The 16728-nt window shown below is 58.2% G+C and carries 14 protein-coding genes; 8 read left to right on the top strand and 6 right to left on the bottom strand.

Annotated elements, in window-relative coordinates; all coding sequences use genetic code 11:
- Positions 1 to 2: 2 nt before the first annotated feature.
- Genes AC0V6Q_RS08570 through AC0V6Q_RS08550 form a run of 5 tightly spaced genes read left to right on the top strand, consistent with a single transcriptional unit; the run spans position 3 to position 3902 of the window.
- On the top strand, positions 3 to 128 hold the full coding sequence (locus tag AC0V6Q_RS08570) for a hypothetical protein (RefSeq protein ID WP_486167974.1): 126 nt from the start codon (positions 3 to 5) through the stop codon (positions 126 to 128).
- Between the two features lie 2 nt (positions 129 to 130).
- Positions 131 to 1414 (top strand): MFS transporter, encoded by a 1284-nt coding sequence (locus tag AC0V6Q_RS08565; RefSeq protein WP_486167973.1) that lies wholly within the window; start codon positions 131 to 133, stop codon positions 1412 to 1414.
- A gap of 24 nt (positions 1415 to 1438) precedes the next feature.
- Positions 1439 to 2191 (top strand): SDR family NAD(P)-dependent oxidoreductase, encoded by a 753-nt coding sequence (locus AC0V6Q_RS08560; protein ID WP_486167972.1) that lies wholly within the window; start codon positions 1439 to 1441, stop codon positions 2189 to 2191.
- Between the two features lie 24 nt (positions 2192 to 2215).
- Positions 2216 to 2878 carry a bifunctional 4-hydroxy-2-oxoglutarate aldolase/2-dehydro-3-deoxy-phosphogluconate aldolase gene (locus tag AC0V6Q_RS08555; RefSeq protein ID WP_486167971.1) on the top strand — a complete coding sequence of 221 codons (663 nt, stop codon included), beginning with the start codon at positions 2216 to 2218 and terminating at the stop codon, positions 2876 to 2878.
- Positions 2871 to 3902, top strand: coding sequence for a PfkB family carbohydrate kinase (locus tag AC0V6Q_RS08550; RefSeq protein ID WP_486167970.1), 1032 nt, complete (start codon positions 2871 to 2873; stop codon positions 3900 to 3902). Before AC0V6Q_RS08555 ends, AC0V6Q_RS08550 begins: the two co-directional genes overlap by 8 nt.
- Positions 3903 to 4044: 142 nt before the next feature.
- On the opposite strand, the gene AC0V6Q_RS08545 is transcribed toward AC0V6Q_RS08550, so the two are convergent.
- Positions 4045 to 6396, bottom strand: coding sequence for a TonB-dependent receptor (locus tag AC0V6Q_RS08545; protein ID WP_486167969.1), 2352 nt, complete (start codon positions 6394 to 6396; stop codon positions 4045 to 4047).
- A gap of 119 nt (positions 6397 to 6515) precedes the next feature.
- Here AC0V6Q_RS08545 and AC0V6Q_RS08540 point away from each other — a divergent pair, with 119 nt between their 5' ends.
- The 3 genes from AC0V6Q_RS08540 (at position 6516) to AC0V6Q_RS08530 (ending at position 10488) form a co-directional block, all read left to right on the top strand.
- Positions 6516 to 7148, top strand: coding sequence for a TetR/AcrR family transcriptional regulator (locus AC0V6Q_RS08540; protein ID WP_486167968.1), 633 nt, complete (start codon positions 6516 to 6518; stop codon positions 7146 to 7148).
- 135 nt (positions 7149 to 7283) lie between these two features.
- The gene (locus tag AC0V6Q_RS08535; RefSeq protein WP_486167967.1) at positions 7284 to 7685 is read left to right on the top strand and encodes a hypothetical protein; all 402 of its coding nucleotides are present in this window, start codon (positions 7284 to 7286) and stop codon (positions 7683 to 7685) included.
- A gap of 37 nt (positions 7686 to 7722) precedes the next feature.
- On the top strand, positions 7723 to 10488 hold the full coding sequence (locus AC0V6Q_RS08530; RefSeq protein ID WP_486167966.1) for a M10 family metallopeptidase C-terminal domain-containing protein: 2766 nt from the start codon (positions 7723 to 7725) through the stop codon (positions 10486 to 10488).
- An 18-nt stretch (positions 10489 to 10506) separates the two neighbouring features.
- Here AC0V6Q_RS08530 and AC0V6Q_RS08525 read toward each other — a convergent pair whose 3' ends face one another.
- The 5 genes from AC0V6Q_RS08525 to AC0V6Q_RS08505 all read right to left on the bottom strand — a co-directional run bounded on the left by AC0V6Q_RS08525 (position 10507) and on the right by AC0V6Q_RS08505 (position 16721).
- Entirely contained in the window at positions 10507 to 12075 is a 1569-nt protein-coding gene (locus AC0V6Q_RS08525; protein WP_486167965.1) for a helicase HerA domain-containing protein, read from the bottom strand.
- A 120-nt stretch (positions 12076 to 12195) separates the two neighbouring features.
- Positions 12196 to 12972: an ABC transporter ATP-binding protein gene (locus tag AC0V6Q_RS08520; RefSeq protein WP_486167964.1), complete on the bottom strand. Its 777-nt coding sequence runs from the start codon at positions 12970 to 12972 to the stop codon at positions 12196 to 12198.
- A complete protein-coding gene (locus tag AC0V6Q_RS08515) occupies positions 12969 to 13946 on the bottom strand; it encodes a FecCD family ABC transporter permease (protein ID WP_486167963.1) in 978 nt (325 codons plus the stop codon). The genes AC0V6Q_RS08520 and AC0V6Q_RS08515 overlap by 4 nt, the downstream gene beginning before the upstream one ends.
- Entirely contained in the window at positions 13939 to 14796 is an 858-nt protein-coding gene (locus AC0V6Q_RS08510; RefSeq protein WP_486167962.1) for an ABC transporter substrate-binding protein, read from the bottom strand. Before AC0V6Q_RS08510 ends, AC0V6Q_RS08515 begins: the two co-directional genes overlap by 8 nt.
- Positions 14796 to 16721: a TonB-dependent receptor plug domain-containing protein gene (locus AC0V6Q_RS08505; protein WP_486167961.1), complete on the bottom strand. Its 1926-nt coding sequence runs from the start codon at positions 16719 to 16721 to the stop codon at positions 14796 to 14798. Before AC0V6Q_RS08505 ends, AC0V6Q_RS08510 begins: the two co-directional genes overlap by 1 nt.
- Between the last annotated feature and the right edge of the window lie 7 nt (positions 16722 to 16728).

Raw genomic sequence — 16728 nt, 5'->3', positions numbered from 1 at the left:
GAATGGTAACGGCATTAGAGGCGCAAAGCTTGCCCTTCGTGGTCGCGAAGGAAACGCCAAAAGACGACACTGGCGCCGCAGACAGCTTCAGCCCGCTGTGCGAAGACTTTCTTGGCTTGGAGGGCTGAACATGTTCCGAAACAAGCTTCGCTATTGGATCGTGTTGCTCGTCGCTGTGGCGACGGTCATCAACTACATTGATCGCGGCGCGCTTGGCTTTCTTTGGCCTGAAATTTCCAAAGACCTTGAGCTGACCGAGTTTGATTATGCGATCATCCTCAATGTGTTCACCTTGGCCTATGCCTTTGGTCAGAGCATTTTTGGCAAGATTTTCGACTGGATTGGTACGCGGCTCGGCTTTGTCCTTTCCATCGTTGTCTGGTCGGCGGCGACCATGCTGCATGCCGCGGCTCAGGGCCTTTTGAGCTTTGCGATTTTCCGCGCGGTTCTTGGCGTGTCGGAAGCGGGAAACTGGCCTGGCGCAACCAAAGCCAATGCCGAATGGTTCCCGATTAACGAGCGTGCTCTTGCTCAAGGCATCTTCAATTCAGGCGCCGCCATTGGCGGGATCGTCTCTGCACCCATCATCGGCCTGCTCTTCGTATTTCTTGGCAGCTGGCAGGCGACTTTCGTCGCTGTGGGTGCGCTAGGCTTCTTGTGGCTGATCCCATGGCTGATCGTCTACAAAAGCGGCCCAGACGCGCACCCCTGGATCAGCGCTGAAGAGCGCGAGTTTATCCTGACCGGTCAACGCAATGCCGAAACCAATGAAGTTGCCGAATATGCGCCGACTTCAAAGGAAATCCTTTCGCGCAAGGAAAGCTGGGGTGTTATCGCTGCAAGCTTCTTTATCGACCCGATCTGGTGGCTGTTTGTCGGTTGGTTGCCGATTTATTTGCTGAACACTTACGGCTTTGGCGTGGAGGAAATCGCGGTTTACGCGTGGATTCCTTATGTCGGTGCCATGTTTGGTGCATGGTTCGGCGGACTGCTTGCTGGCAACCGTTTGAAAGCGGGCTGGACAGTCAACCGGACGCGCAAGTCGGTGATCACGCTTGGCGGCGTAATCATGCTGGTCTCGCTGCTTGCGACAACTCAGGCATCAACGCCTCTGGTCGCCGTGCTTATCATGGGTGTCATCCTGTTCGGCTTCCAAACCGCGATCGGGAACATCCAGACACTGCCAAGCGATTTTTACAGCGGCCAATCGGTCGGTTCGCTTGCAGGGTTCGCCGGAACAGCTGCCAAGCTTGCGGTGGTTCTGCTGAACTTCCTCATTCCGATCATCACCGTGAACAGCTACGTGCCGGCCTTCCTGGTCGGTGCAGGGCTCGCGATCATGACAGTCCTGTCAATCCTGATCCTGTGCCCGGACATCAAACCATTGAAACCGAAATCGGCCATTGGCCAATAACATTCCTAATAAGGGGAAACGAAAATGAAATTTGCAGGCAAAGTGGCCGTAGTGACCGGCGGTAGCCGAGACATTGGCCGCGCAGTTTGCGTCAAGCTGGGCTCCGAAGGGGCAAGCGTTGTCGTCAACTACAACAGCAATCAGGCCGATGCCGATGCCACCGTTGCAGCCGTTGAAGCCGCAGGTGGTAAAGCGATCGCGGTAAAGGCGGATGTGACCAAAACCGCCGATGTCGATGCACTCATTGCTGCAACGCGCGAGGCGTTTGGCGACGAGATTCACGTGCTGGTCAACAATGCCGGTGGACTGGTTGCTCGCAAGACGCTGCAGGAGATGGACGAAGAGTTCTTCAACTTCGTGATGCAGCTCAATGTCACATCGACGTTCCTTGCCAGTAAGGCCGCTGTGCCGTTCATGAAAGAAGGCGCTGCGATTGTGAACCTCTCCTCCTTGGCTGGCCGTGATGGCGGCGGTGGCGGGGCGATTGCTTACGCAACCGCAAAAGGCGCCGTGATGACCATGACCCGCGGCCTTGCGAAAGAGCTGGGTCCAAAGGGCATCCGCGTCAACGCGCTCGCTCCGGGCATGATCGCCACCTCATTCCACGACAAATTCACGCCGGATGCTGCCCGTGAGAATGTGGCGAACTCCACGCCGCTGCGCCGCCAGGGCAAAGCGGAAGAGACCGCCGATCTTGTCGCATATCTTGCGTCGGATGAAGCGTCTTTCATCACCGGCACCAATGTCGACATCAATGGCGGACTGGCCTTTTCATAAGGCGCAAGCCGGCGGGGAAAGACGATGAGCAAAACTTTATCCGAGCGCCTGGACGCAGCTCCGGTTGTCCCGCTTATTGGCGAGAATGACGCAGCGCGTGCCGTGAAGACAGCCGAAGCTCTCGCCGCTGGCGGGCTTTGTGTCATCGAAGTGGTCATGCGCAGCGCCGATGCGCAAAAGGGCATGGAAGCGATACTTGCCCAGACCGACGGCTTGATCGTAGGGGCAGGGACAGTCCTTACGCTCGATCAGGCAAAATCGGTTGTGGCAAGCGGGGCGCAGTTTATCGTGTCGCCGGGTTTGGTGGACGAGATCGCTGTCTACTGCCTTGAAGAAGGCATCCCCTTCTTCCCCGGCACCATGACCGCAGGCGAGGTCCAGCGCGCCTATGCTTTGGGCCTTCGCGACGTGAAGTTCTTCCCCGCAAGCCTTGCTGGCGGCGTTCCCATGCTCAAGGCGTTGTCATCGGTGTTTCGCGAAATGCGCTTTATGCCGACAGGCGGCGTTTCCGCTGAAAACCTGTCCGATTTTCTGTCCCTTCCCAGCGTGCTTGCCTGTGGCGGCAGCTGGCTTACACCCAAGGAAGCTGTCGCAATTGGCGACTATTCCCGAATAACCAACCTTGCGAGCGAGGCCGTTGCCATCGCGCAGACCGCTCGCTCAACGAAAGCTCCTCCCCATGGCTGAATTTTTGTCTTTTGGTGAAATCATGCTGAGGCTGAAAACGCCCGGTCATGAACGTTTCTTCCAGTCACCCGAGTTTGAAGCAACCTTTGGCGGGGGCGAGGCGAATGTCGCTGTTGCCTTGTCCAATTACGGCCTCGATGCGGGCTTTGTGAGCGCGCTGCCCGACAATGACATCGGCGACAATGCGATCATGGAATTACGTAAGTTCGGCGTCGAGACTGCTCATGTGAGCCGTTCGGGCGACCGGGTCGGGATTTACTTCCTTGAAACAGGGTCCAACCAGCGTCCGTCAAAAGTGGTCTATGACCGCGCCAATTCCTCGATCTGCAATGCGGGGATGGACGAGTTCGACTGGCCCACGATCTTCAAGGGCGCAAAGTGGCTCCACATTACTGGCATCACCCCGGCGCTGAGCCAATCGGCAGCGGACCTCTCGATGGCCTGCGTCAAAGCAGCCAAGGAGGCGGGCCTCACCGTCTCATGTGATTTCAACTTCAGAGGCAAGCTCTGGAAATACGGCAAGACGGCGCCCGAGGTCATGCGCGAGCTGGTAAAGTATGTCGATGTGGGCATTGCCAATGAAGAGGACTGTCAAAAATCGCTCGACATTACGGTTGATGTTGATGTGGAGAGCGGCGAGCTTGATACGAAGAAGTACGAAGCGCTGGGACAAAAGGTGCTCGACATCTATCCCGACATGCACACCATCGCGATCACCTTGCGCGAAAGCCTCAGTGCGGACCGCAACAATTGGTCGGCGTGTCTGCGCACCCGCGACGATGGATTTATGCTGAGCCGTAAATACGAGCTCACCGACATTGTCGACCGTGTGGGCGGCGGGGACAGCTTTGCTTCGGCGCTGATCTATGGCCTCAACGCCTATGAAGACAGGCAGCAGTCCTTGGAATTTGCCGTGGCAGCTTCGGCGCTCAAGCACACGATCATGGGCGACTTTAACCGGGTCACCGTGCCCGAGGTCGAAAAGCTTATGAGCGGCGATGGCTCGGGCCGCGTGCAACGATAGCTCTGGTCGAACCGGGCAAAACCATGCCCGCACAATCGCCATAAAACAAATGGCCCGCCGGCTATAAACCGGCGGGCCTTAGTTATCTGGAGAGGGGCACGCGGTGGTGCGGGCCCGATCCATATGATCCGCCCGCCGAGGCTTAGAAATTGACCTGCGCGGTGACGTAGAAGCGGCGAGGGTCGCCGTAGAAACCGGTCAAAGTGCCTTCCAGCCCGAGCGTCGGGGTGAATGGTGCTCCGCCCGTACCGCCTGCGACAAAGTTGTAGCCTGCAACGATATACTCTTTGTCGAGCAGGTTCTTTGCGTGCGCGCCGATTGAGAAACGGCCTTCATCGTCGGTATACACGATGCTTGCATCGACCAGTACAAAACCGTCCTGATCAAGGAACGGATTGGGCGTTTCAAACTGGCTTGCGTCCGAACGCAGCGAGGCAAGACCGATGAAGTCGAGCATGCCTTCGGCCACCGGAAGGCCGAGATTGAAGCCCATATGCGCGGTGATGTCCGGTGTGTTCTGGAACACCCGCTGGTCAGCGACGTCGTTTCCGAAAGCGTCGATGAAGGTGTTGAACCCGGCATCAAGATAGCCCAGCGACCAATTGACGCTAAAGCGGCTGCCTTCGCCTGCAAAATCGCGCCCGACCAGCGCTCTGCCTTCAAATTCGATGCCATTGATATCGGCGCTCGCTGCGTTGGAAGTGATGCCGATGAAGCTGTCATTTACACCGTCACCATTGGAATCGAGCCCGACGCTGCCCGGAATCTGGACGTCGTCATATTGGCCAAGGAAAGCGGCGAGGGAGATGTTGAGGCGGTTATCGAGCAGCGAGGCTTTCCAGCCCAGTTCAAAGCTGTCGACTGTTTCCGGTGCAAAGCGCAGGAATTCGAACTGATCGTCAAAATCGATATCGCCATCACCATCGAGATCAGGCGCAGCGGTCGTTTGTCCGCGCGGGTCGAAACCGCCGCCTTTGAAGCCCTGACTGTAAGTGAAGTAGATGTTGTGGTTCGAATTGGGTTGCCAGCTGATCGAGGCGCGCGGATTGAAATCCGAGAAGGTTTCGCTTCCCTCGAAATCACTTGTGACCGCAATCGGGATCGCAGGGCTGCCTGGCACGAACAGATCCGAGAACCCTCGAATAAAGGTCGTGCGCAAAACGCGGCTGGTGCGTTTGTCATTTGTGTAACGCCCGCCAAGCGAGACCGAGATCGTGTCGGTCAGCTCATAGGTAAAATCGGCGAAGAAGCTGTAGGTTTTGGTGTCGACATCGCCCAGCGTTTGCGCGTTCAGGCCCGGCAGGCCGATAAGATCGCCCGTCGTGAACAGCGCCACATCGAACGCGGTAAAGGCATTGGCATCAAGGTAGTAGAACCCTGCCACACCCGACAAACGGTCCCCTTCGTAAAGCAGCTGCAATTCCTGGCTGAACTGGTCGTTCTCATAGATTGCAGGAACATCAAGATCGGCCGCAGGCAGGCTGTCGAAGTCAATCGGCGTGGTCGATTGGTCTTCGCGGTAACCGGTGATCGATTTGAGCGTCAGCGTATCGGTAAGCTCGATCGCGATGTTGAGCGCGCCGCCATAGGCTTCGACTTCCTGATCGACGATATTGAGACCGGCACGGGTGTCGAACACATCGTCGAGAACGGGCGCTCCGGTGAGAAGTCCGGGGATCAAGCGCGTGCCCTGACGTGCCTCGCTATTGTCTTTCACATAGTCGCCAGACAGGCGGACGAACACGGGGCCATTGTCGAATTCGATCGTCCCGCGCGCAGCCCAGACGTCCTTGTTGTAGTTTTCGGTCCCCAGATTGAGGTTGTCACCAAAGCCGCCGCGAGAAAGCCTTGCACCGCTTGCTCCGATCTTGAGCGTGTCTGTAATCGGGGTTGAACCGGTGACAATCAGATCAGCCTGATCATAATTACCCAAAGTGCCGCGAATGCTGAGGGCGGGGTCATCGGGCAATTTGGCGGTCACATATTTAATCGCGCCGCCGATTGTGTTGCGACCGTAAAGCGTGCCTTGTGGTCCGCGCAAAACCTCGATCCGCTCGACATCGTAGACGTCGAGCACGGCTGCTTGCGGGCGGTTGAGATAGACGTCGTCGACATAGACGCCGACGCCCGCCTCGAAACCTGCAACAGGGTCCTGCTGACCCACGCCGCGGATAAAGGCCGTTAGCGTCGTGTTGGTGCCGCGGCTGACCTCTAGTGTGATGTTGGGGACGGTCTGTGCAACTTGTGTGAGCTCAAGCACACCTTGCTGTTCGAGCGTATCGCCGCTGATCGCGGTGATTGACAGCGGCACATCCTGCAACCGCTCCTCGCGCCGCCGTGCGGTCACGATGATGCCGTTGCCCTCGGTCGTTTCGACCGCATCGTCCTGTGCCGGACCGCTTGTGTCCTGAGCTACGGCAGGCGCCGCAAAAGTCGCAATAGCCGCGCAGCCTGAAAGCAGCAGTGCGCGCGCGCAGATGGCATTTCTATTCATGAGGACCTCTCCCGTACCTTATCGTTGGGGACCTCAATATTGAAAGTTGAACCAACTTTCAAGTTGTGACTTGTGAATTGTTCTCTGCCCGCCTAGTGAAGGGCGGGACGGGGACTTTGATGGATGTAGCAAACAGCACTGCGGCGCAGGCCGAAACCAACGCCAAAACGCCGCGCACCGAACGCGGGCGAAAGACCCTGCGCAAGCTTTTGGACGCCTCCGCAATCGAGTTTGGCGAAAAGGGTTTTCACGAAGCTTCGGTGAGTTCGATCACCCGCCGGGCCGGGGTCGCGCTGGGCACGTTCTACACCTATTTCGACAGCAAGGATGCGCTGTTCAGCGCTCTTGTCCGCGACATGAGCAGCAATATCAAAACCAGTGCCCGTTCGGCGCTGTCTGACCGGATGGACGCGCAAGAAGTCGAGCGTGCAGCGCTCCACGCGTTTTTGGAATTCGTGCGCGAGCACAAGGAAGTTTACCGCATCATCGACGAGGCCGAGTTCGTCGACGCACAAAGCTACCGCGAGCACTATCAGGGCATTGCTGACCTTATTGAAAAGCGGCTTGTCGAAGGTGCGAACAACGGGGAGCTTCGCGAAGGCATTGGCGAGGTCGAAGCCTGGGCCCTCATGGGAATGAACGTGTTCGTCGGGCTCAAATATGCGGTATGGGACGAGGGCGGCCACGATCTTGGAAAGCTGGCCAGCACCGTAAACCGCTTGCTTGTGGACGGGATAGGCGCCGGCAAGTAGCCCGCCCCGTCAGCGACAAATCCAAAGGCGCGCTCGCCCAATTCATCTCCAATAAAGCCCGTGCGGCCTAAACCCGATTTACCTTGGACCGTACCTCGTTCAGTTCAGGTGTGGTAATGGTCAACACTGACCGGTTTGAGCAAGGGGCTGATTATTCGACATGCGATCCTCTTTACTGCGCTATTTGCGCTTTCCCTTGCTTCTGGAGAAGCTGTGATGGCGGCCAATGGACCAGCGTGCCATGTCGAGAATGCTGATAGGATCAAGACCGCGATGTCGCGATCGGAGATGTGCCAGTCCTTTGAGGACCAGATGTCGAAAGACGTTGGTTCGCAAACAGATTTGTCCCAAATCCGCGTTGTATTAAAGATGGATAACGCGCATTACGTCGAAGCAACCATCACCAAGGCTTCTGATGAAGACTCGGTAGTTTTACCGCCAATGGCAGTCGAAGTCCTGGACCGGCCGCTAAATTTGACAGATATTCGCAGCCTCGCCACGTCGATTGGTCACGCGCTGCTTAACCAGAAGTCCTAACACTTCCGGAAACGCATTTGGGCATTGAGTACAGGTTATGATTCACCAAAACATCGAAAGCAACCGCCCCGTCTTTACCGAAAATCCATTCGGTTCTTCTGGCGCGGACGTGCCCATTGGCGAGTTTGTAAAGGCTGGCCCCCACAACGGACATTGCGGCTGTCTTGCCTGTCATCAGAAAGAGGATGACTTCACCGGCATTCAGGCCGGGCCTGTTCCTGTCACCGCAGAAGATACAGGCAGCAGCACATCCACTCAGGGCGAATTATCCCCTGGTTCCTTTGTTATCGATGAGATCAACACGGCAGGCGACAGCGACTGGTTCGAGATTTTTCTTCTCGCCGGTCAGACGTACACATTTACGGTGTATCTGCTGCCGGGCGGACTTCGTGACAGCGTTTTGAACCTGCGCGATGAATTGGGCACCATCATTACGACGAATGACGATGCCAATGTGAACCAGAACCTGCTCTATTCCGAGATTACATTTACCGCGACCTCGGCGGGCAACTATTACCTCGATGTCCGCGGGTTCGGGAGCGCCACCGGAGGCTATGTACTGTCTAGCTCGCGCCCGCTGAACGACGCAATCGGTGCAGAGGAGAGGACCAGCGGTTCCTTGGAAATCGATGCGGCAGCCACGGACGGCGTGCTTGATCAAACCGGTGACCGCGACTGGTACGCCGTCACATTGGAAGCGGGCGAAACCTATTTCTTCGAAACCTTCCAAACCGGCGGCTCAAACGACGTCGATACCACATTGTCGCTGCGCAACGCATCGGGCGATGTGCTTGCCTATAATGACGACAGCAATGGCACCTATTCCAGGATCCGCTTCACCGCGACGCAAAGCGGGACATTCTATCTTGATGTTGGCGGCTGGGCCGATGGTGAGCAAGGCGACTATCAGGTCAGCGCAATTATCGCGCCGCCCTTGCGCGAGTTCACCAATGACGAGATCGCCGAATGGCTGTTGTACGGCTCGTCTCTCAACGAGAACAACATCCGGCGCTGGGACGTCACGCAAGGCGATACGTTGACCGTCAACCTGACCTCTTTGAGTGCTGTGGGCCAATTGCTTGCCCGTGAAGCCCTAAAGCTTTGGACAGACGTTACCGGCATCAATTTTGCAGAAGTGTCGTCAGGCGCGCAGATCAATTTTCAGGACACCGAAGACGGTGCATTTGCGCGAAGCACCCTTTCAGGCAACACCATTACGGCAGCGACAGTCAATGTCTCGACCAACTGGTTGGAGACGCAAGGCACGACGCTCGATAGCTATTCCTTCCAGACCTACATCCACGAGGTTGGGCACGCATTGGGGCTTCGGCACCCGGGCAGTTACAATGGCGATGCCACTTACTCGCAAGATGCCGCCTATCTGAACGATTCCTGGGCCACGACGGTGATGTCGTATTTCAGCCAGACCGAGAACACATTCTTCGCCGATCAGTCGTTCGACCGGCGCTTTGCAGTGACCCCGATGTCGGCTGATATTGTCGCCGCGCAGGTTGCGTATGGCGCCTCGACCGACACGCGCACCGGCAACACGACCTATGGTGTTGGCAATAACAGCGGGCGGGCGACATTCGGTGTCGGCGATGCTGCTACCAACAGCTCAGGCAATCTTCTGGCCTTCGTCATTGTCGACAATGGCGGCAATGATACGGTCAATTATTCCACCTTTAGCAGCGCGCAAGAGATCAACCTCAACGCAGAAGCTTTCTCGAGCGTGGGTGGCAGCACCGGCAATATGAGCATCGCGCGCGGGACCGTGATCGAAAACGCGATTTCGGGCAGCGGCAATGACACGCTGATCGGAAATAATGTGGCAAACAGGCTTACCGGTGGCCGCGGCAATGACAGTCTCGACGGCGGAAGCAACATCGATGTGGCGATCGTGTCGGGCAATATGGCGAACTACACCGTCACACAGACATCGCTCGGCGTTTTCCGGGTGGTTGGCGCGGATGGCACGGACACTTTGACCAATGTCGAGTTCCTGCAATTCGACGACCAGACGATGCGTTTGCTGCGCGGAACAGGTGTTTCGGTCAATTTCGAGACCTCTGATCCATCCGTCTATCAGGACGCGATGAACAACATTCTCGATTTTGGCGGTAACTCGCTTGGTGGAAATGGCAATTGGCTGCGCATCGGGGCGGCTGACGTCAACGGCGATGGCGATATTGACCAGATCCTTGTCAACGATTCCATCGCCCGCTTTGCGACCGTTGGCACTGCGCCTGACGGGCTGGTCTATTTCGACGACAACAGCTGGGCGGGCGAAACGCGCGTGGCTGGCATCTATATCGACCCGCTTGTGCAATCTGGCGATGTTGAGCGGTTCAGCCCCAATGATAGCCAGCAACGTTTCCAGAACGATCTCGCGATCGAGAATATCAACCGTGTGCTGGGCGCTGATGACTATGACGGCGATGGCCTGCAGGATGTCTATTTCGCGCTGACTGACGGAACCGCTTACTTGCGCGCCGTGATGGAGGCCGATGGCAACATTCGCTATGCCAACTATCAATCCGAGCAACAGGTGATCGATTTCCTCAACGCCAACGGATTTGGTGAAGAGACCTATGGCGACTGGTTCACAAGCGGCAACTCGCAAAGCGCGCAATCGGGCACGGGCCTTGCGCTCGTAAATGAGCCGCTTGACGCATTCGCGCTCAACCCGGGCCAACCTGTCGACACCCCTGACGCCGATCTACCCGGATTGAACTTCGCGCAGCTTTATATGGGGGGCGGCCTGCCAACCATCGAAGACAACCCGCTCGAATTCTACGGATAATACCTGAGGCTTGGTGGCTTAAGCCGCTTCGCTTGCGCTAATGCGCTCGGCGACGCCGGGCACAATAATGCTGCGTTCCCCGCCGAATTCCTCGCGGATCACGATCAGCCCGCTGCGTTCCAGATGGTCGAGCAATCGGCGAACGCGGCTGGGTGATGAACTTCCGTAAAGGAGCGCCAACGTCTCCTCATCAGGGATGGGTTCGCCAAGGGCGGATGCGACGATCATCGCCAGATAAGGCGCGAGCACGTCTTCATCGACGCCCTCGATCATGTCCTGAACAATCGCGCGGGCAGGTCCTTCCAACCTGTCAAGACCGCCGATTTCGCATGCGAACAGGCGCCGGAATTGGCCGAGATCGACATGGGCGCTTGGCACACCGCGCTGGCGACAGAGGATTGCAAAGTCCCGGAAGAGGGAGGCCGCTGGCCTGAAGGTTGCGCCGTCACTCTTCGCCAATTCGCGCACCACACCGCCAACTTCAAACACGCCGTCTGTATCGTTGGTCGCTACCACCTTTGGTGATGCGCTGCTTGCCTCGACTGGTTTGGCTTCGACCGGCTTGGCTTCGGAGTGATCCGGCTCGCTTTCGGATTTCGCTGCCTCATCGTCAGTCTTCGGGGCGGTTGCTGGCATAGGGGCCGGGACCGCCGCCGATAAAGCGCTTTCAAGATCAGCCGCTGGGCGAGGGGTTGGCAATGGACGCGCAGTTTCAGGCTCTGCGACCGCTTCATCCAGCCTGTTGGTGAGGAGCGTTTCCATCCCTTCGCCGGGTTCATCGGGCAATGGCAAAAGCCCGTGCGATGCGTTTTTGCCCCCTGTGCGAACCGATCCCACATTCACGGCCACCGGGCGGCGGCTGACCGCAGGGCCAAGCCCCAGAAACTGACCGCGCTGAAGGTCACGGATGCGATCGGCCTGACGGCGGTCCATACCAAGCAGGTCGGCTGCACGCTGCATATCGATATCAAGGAATGTGCGCCCCATCAGGAAATTCGATGCCTCGGCCGCCACATTCTTGGCCAGCTTTGCAAGGCGCTGGGTCGCAACGATACCGGCAAGTCCGCGCTTGCGTCCACGGCACATAAGATTGGTCATCGCTGCGAGCGTCATGCGTCGCGTCTCGTCGCTCATCTCGCCTGCTGCAGAAGGCGCAAACATCTGCGCTTCGTCGACTACGACAAGGGCAGGATACCAGTGTTCGCGCGGGGCATCGAACAGGGCCGTCAGAAACAGCGAGGCGCAGCGGATTTGCTGTTCCACCTCCAGCTCGTCAAGCGCCAGAACCACCGATGCACGGTGCTGGCGCACGCGGGCCCCCAGCGCCTCAATCTCGCGCGCGGTGTAGGCAGCGCCATCGATCACGACATGGCCGAAATGATCGCTAAGCGAGGCAAAATCACCCTCGGGATCAATCACGACCTGCTGGACCAAACCTGCGCATTCTTCGAGCAGGCGGCGCAACAAATGCGATTTGCCCGATCCCGAATTGCCCTGCACCAAGAGCCGCGTTGCAAGCAGCTCTTCAAGATCGATATCGATGCTTTGCCCGTGCGAATCTTTGCCAATGTTGATCTGAGTGCTCACTGCCCAAGTCTAGGCACGCGCTGCGCAGGCGCAAAGGTGAGCGCAATAGTTTTCCAGCGATTCAATCGAGCCGAATTGAACCAATGCGCTCGCCCGCCCGTGACGGGTGCAAGGTCAGGGTCAGGCAGGCCCCAGAATTTCAAGGGAAACGCCGCCTTCACCCTTGAATTCCACCTCGGCCTTAATGCCAAAGACATCGCGCAGCCGATCTTGCGTGATGGTTTCCTGCGGTGTCCCTTGGGCGACAATACGCCCCTGATTCATCCAGATGAGCCGATCCGCATAACGCGCGGCCAGCGATAGATCGTGAACCACTGTCAGCAATGCCCGACCTTCGCCCGCAGCGCGTTTGAACAGCTGCAACACCTCATGGGCATGGCGAGGGTCAAGCGCTGCGACGGGTTCATCGGCGATAAGGACGCGCGTTTGCGCCGCAAGCGCCCTTGCCAGATGCACCCGTGAAAGCTCACCGCCTGACAACGTGTCCGCCGCGCGCTCTTCAAAGCCTTCGAGGTCACATGCTGCAATGGCGCCCGCGATAGCCGCCGCATCTTCAGGAGAGAGCCGCGAAGGCACCGCGCCATAGGCAAAGCGGCCAAGGGCAACGATATCGCGCACCGGCTGTGGCCAGGCGAGCTCGCGGGCTTGCGGCAGATAGGCGACTTGTCGGGCGCGCTCTATGGGATTCAAACCCGCAATGTCCTGCCCCGCTATGTCTGCCGTGCCAGCGTCAGGCTTCAACAGCCCCAGAGCAAGGCGCAGCAGCGTGCTTTTGCCTGCACCATTGGGGCCGATTAAAGCGGTGAGCGTGCCCGCTTCCAGTGTGAAGCTTGCGTTTGAAACAAGCGCGTTTCCTTGCGCTGAATAGGAGAGGCCGCGCGCGCTAAACAGGTTCATGCAAGCCTCCTGCGCGATGCGATCCAGATGAAGACGGGCGCGCCGATCAGTGATGCGACCACGCCCAGTTTAAGCTCGAAATCGGTCGGGATAACGCGCACGCCAATGTCGGCAAGGACCAGAAGCAGCGCCCCCAGCAATGCAGAAGGAACCAGAAGCCGCGAGGCATCATAGCGCGCGAATGGCCGCACCAAATGCGGCGCGACTATGCCAACAAAGCCGATCGCGCCAGCAATTGCGACCGCAGCTCCAGTGGAAAGCCCCGCGCCGACGATGACCGCCAGCCGCTGTTTCTTGAGGTTGACGCCAAGGCCCGCCGCCGCCTCCTCGCCAAGGCCAAGCGCGGCAAGCCCGCGCCGTGACGCGAATAGCACCGCTATGCCCAGCGCAATCATAGGCGCCGCGACCGCAAGATCGTCATAGCTGCGGTTGGCGACCGAGCCGAGCATCCAGTTGACCATATCGGCAAGGCTGAACGGGTTGGGCGCGAGGTTCATCAACAGGGCCATGAGCGCGCCCGAAAAGCTGGAGAGCCCCACACCGATGAGGATAAGCGTCACGACCGACACACTGCGCATGGCGGCGGCCGCCACGATCAGCGTTGCGATCAAGGCTCCTGCGACAGCGGCCAGTGGCAAAATGACGGGCGACACAGCCGCGAGCCCGAAATAGAGCACGAAGCTTGCGAACAAGGCCGCGGTTGCCGACACGCCTAGGATACCGGGTTCTGCCAATGGATTGCGCAACAGCCCCTGCAAACCCGCCCCGCTCATGCCGAGCGCACCCCCGACAAGGGCGGCGGCTAGACTGCGGGGGAGGCGAATGTCCCAAACGACCAGCTGGTCCCCGGCGCTTGCCTGAAATACGAGCGCGCTCAAAACCCTGTCCAAGGGAAGCGGCACGGAGCCGAGCAGGAGCGAGAGGACAATCGCTGCGGCCAATCCGAGGGAGAGGATTGCGTTGATTTTACTCACCGCGCGCGCCTTTCGCCGTTTCAGCCATGGCCTCAACCGCTTCGATCAGGAACCAGCCTCCGCACGATGTCCATGCGCCGTCGATTGCGGCCACCGGTAGCTCGTTAAGCTGTGCTTGCGAGACTGGATGACGGGTCGCGCTCCAATTGTGGATCGCGCTGTGTTCGTTCTGGAAGAAGGCGGCAACGACCAGTTCGGGGCGTTCATAGGCCAGCCGTTCCAACGGGATGGAATGCCAACCGGCCCGCGTCTGAAAATTGCCAAGGCCAGCGACCTGCATCAATTCATTGATAAGAGTGCCTTCACCCGCCGTGACGCCCCCCGGTGTCATGTAAAGCGCATCGGGCGCGCGCTCCTGATCCGCTTTGAGAGCAGCCAATCGTGCATCCATGTCCGCAATCGCTTTGCGCGCCTTGTCCCCTTGGCCAAGCTGCTCGCCAAGGCGCACAACCTCCTGGCGGACCTCGTCAATATTGCTGGGGAAACCCACTTGCACCACAGGCACACCGGCGCGTTCCATAAAGTTCGTGACATTGGGGCCGCCGCCATAGGAGCGCACGATCAAATCGGGCTCAAGCGCGAGGACATCTGCGGTGCGCGGGCGCACTTTGCGAAAGCCCTTTGCCTCTTCGCGAAGGTAAGAAAAACGTTTGTCCGCATCGATAGACAGCGCAAGAATATCCTCTCGATTAGCGAACTCGAGCACATATTGGTCCGCGCAATAATCGAGGCTGACGATACGTTGAGGGCCATCGGGTCGTGACGGCGCGCTTTGCCCCGTCTCCTCGCCCGGTGAACAAGCAAGGAGCATAAGGCTGAAAAGCGCCGCGAAGATCGCTAGCCCGCGCATTACATCCGATAACGCACGCCGCCAAAGACGGCCCGGCCCGGTTGTCCGAACTGGAAGATGGTCTCATATTCCTCGTCGGTGACATTCTCGATCCGGCCAAACAGTTCGAGCGCCTTGGTGATGCCATAGCTTACCCGCAGGTCAGCGACGAAATAGCCATCGTTCTGGCGGGTGTTGGCCACATCGTCGAAGCTGTCCCCGACCAGCAAGACCGTTGCACCGATGCCAAAGCCGCCGCCCGTGCGGTAATCCGCAACAAGGCTCGCGGTTTCTTCGGCACGGCGGGCCAGGCGATTGCCGGTCGTGTCGTCAAAGGCGTCGATGATCGAATAATTGAGCGATACGTCAAACCCGTCGACCGGCTGCAAGGCAACGCCAAACTCCCAGCCATCGGCGGATACGGCGTCGATGTTGTTATAGGTGCCAAAGGGGCGCGGGTTTGCAGGATCGTTGCAGATCGGGATGTCGGCGCTGCATCCGACAAAGTCGATTTCATTGGTTCCGTCGCGCTTGAAATAGGTGACACCCACTTGCGCGCGGTCATCGAGGAAATTCTGGGTTAACCCTACGTCCCAGCTTTCCGATTGCTCGGCCACAAGGTCCGGATTGCCAAAGCTGCTGAAGCGTTGGAACAAAGAGGGCGCTTTGAACCCCTCGCCATAGCTTGCGCGGATGATGCTGGAGCCTTCATTGGGCGAATAGGCGCCGCTCGCCGAAAAGATGGTCGCGCTGCCGAATGTGTCGGTGTCGTCATAGCGAAGGCCGCCTGTGAGCGAGAGTCCGCCTAAAGGCGTCACATTAACTTGCGCATAGAGCGAGTTGATTGAGGCATCTTGTGTGGGGGTAACAGTGCCAAAGCTGGTGGAGGCGAACTGCGATTCCTCGCGTTCTGCGCCAAAGACGATCTGTGCATTGTCGCTTGCATCGAACACGCCTTGATACTCAAAGCGCCGGTTCTCTCCGCTGCCGTCAAAGGTCACAAAATCAGTGTCCAAGTTGACGTTCTCGCGGGTGATATCGGTGTAGGCAAAGCCCAAGCGATTGCGAAAACGGCCATCAAGGAATGCGGCGTTGATACCGGCATAGCCGACGAAATCCTTGCGGTTGGAAACCTCATTGGTGTCGCCGAAGGAAAAATCGGGAAGGAAGCCGTCAATCCCGGTCTCGCCATCGGCATAAAATGCACGCAAATCGAGTGAGATATTGTCGGACAAAGCCACATCGACCTTGCCGTTTACGCCGATGCTTTCAAACCCATCCGCTTCGGTCCCGCCGCGCGCTTCGTTGAAGGTGGAGATGCCGTCGGTGGTGAGATATGTGCCGCCAAAGCTTGCCGCGACGGGGCCAATTTTGCCCGAGACGTTGCCGACGAGTTCCGCTGTATCGCGGCTCCCGTATTCGGCCCGTGCAAAGACGCCAAGTTCTTCAGTCGGTTCGCGGGTCAGCATGTTGACGACGCCGCCAATCGCCTGGCTGCCATAGAGCACCGACTGCGAGCCGCGCACCACTTCGATACGGGCGATATTGCCGGTGAGGAGCGGGCCGAAGTCAAACCCGCCGCCGATGGAGGAAGGGTCGTTCAATTTGATCCCGTCGATCAAAACGACTGTCTGATCGCTTTGCGCACCGCGGATGGAGACGCCCGCCAAGGTACCAATTCCGCCATTGCGGTTGAATGTGACGCCGGGGACGGTGCGCAGGATGTCGATCACATCGCTTGCCTGGCGGGTCACGATTTCCTCTTCGGGAATGATACTTACCGATGAACCCACTTCAGAAAGCGGACGCGCAGTGCGGTTAGCGGTGACAACGATTTGCTCAGATCCGGTGTTTTGCGCCCCTTGCCGGTCGGTGGTTTGCGCATTGAGAGATGAAGGTAGCAGCGCAAGGGAAGATATGCCTGCAAGATAAATGCGATATTTCATTGAGTTA

Source organism: Erythrobacter sp. S227, from assembly GCF_057364925.1.
The sequence above is the reverse complement of the archived record's forward strand: the minus strand, read 5'-3'. Positions and strand labels throughout refer to the sequence as shown.

Excerpts from the sequence above, each read along its gene's own strand:
- AC0V6Q_RS08540 (WP_486167968.1), top strand. The coding sequence starts at position 6,516 with ATGGATGTAGCAAACAGCACTGCGGCGCAGGCCGAAACCAACGCCAAA.
- AC0V6Q_RS08520 (WP_486167964.1), bottom strand. The coding sequence starts at position 12,972 with ATGAACCTGTTTAGCGCGCGCGGCCTCTCCTATTCAGCGCAAGGAAAC.
- AC0V6Q_RS08545 (WP_486167969.1), bottom strand. The coding sequence starts at position 6,396 with ATGAATAGAAATGCCATCTGCGCGCGCGCACTGCTGCTTTCAGGCTGC.
- AC0V6Q_RS08505 (WP_486167961.1), bottom strand. The coding sequence starts at position 16,721 with ATGAAATATCGCATTTATCTTGCAGGCATATCTTCCCTTGCGCTGCTA.
- AC0V6Q_RS08530 (WP_486167966.1), top strand. The coding sequence starts at position 7,723 with ATGATTCACCAAAACATCGAAAGCAACCGCCCCGTCTTTACCGAAAAT.
- AC0V6Q_RS08565 (WP_486167973.1), top strand. The coding sequence starts at position 131 with ATGTTCCGAAACAAGCTTCGCTATTGGATCGTGTTGCTCGTCGCTGTG.
- AC0V6Q_RS08570 (WP_486167974.1), top strand. The coding sequence starts at position 3 with ATGGTAACGGCATTAGAGGCGCAAAGCTTGCCCTTCGTGGTCGCGAAG.
- AC0V6Q_RS08550 (WP_486167970.1), top strand. The coding sequence starts at position 2,871 with ATGGCTGAATTTTTGTCTTTTGGTGAAATCATGCTGAGGCTGAAAACG.
- AC0V6Q_RS08510 (WP_486167962.1), bottom strand. The coding sequence starts at position 14,796 with ATGCGCGGGCTAGCGATCTTCGCGGCGCTTTTCAGCCTTATGCTCCTT.
- AC0V6Q_RS08555 (WP_486167971.1), top strand. The coding sequence starts at position 2,216 with ATGAGCAAAACTTTATCCGAGCGCCTGGACGCAGCTCCGGTTGTCCCG.
- AC0V6Q_RS08560 (WP_486167972.1), top strand. The coding sequence starts at position 1,439 with ATGAAATTTGCAGGCAAAGTGGCCGTAGTGACCGGCGGTAGCCGAGAC.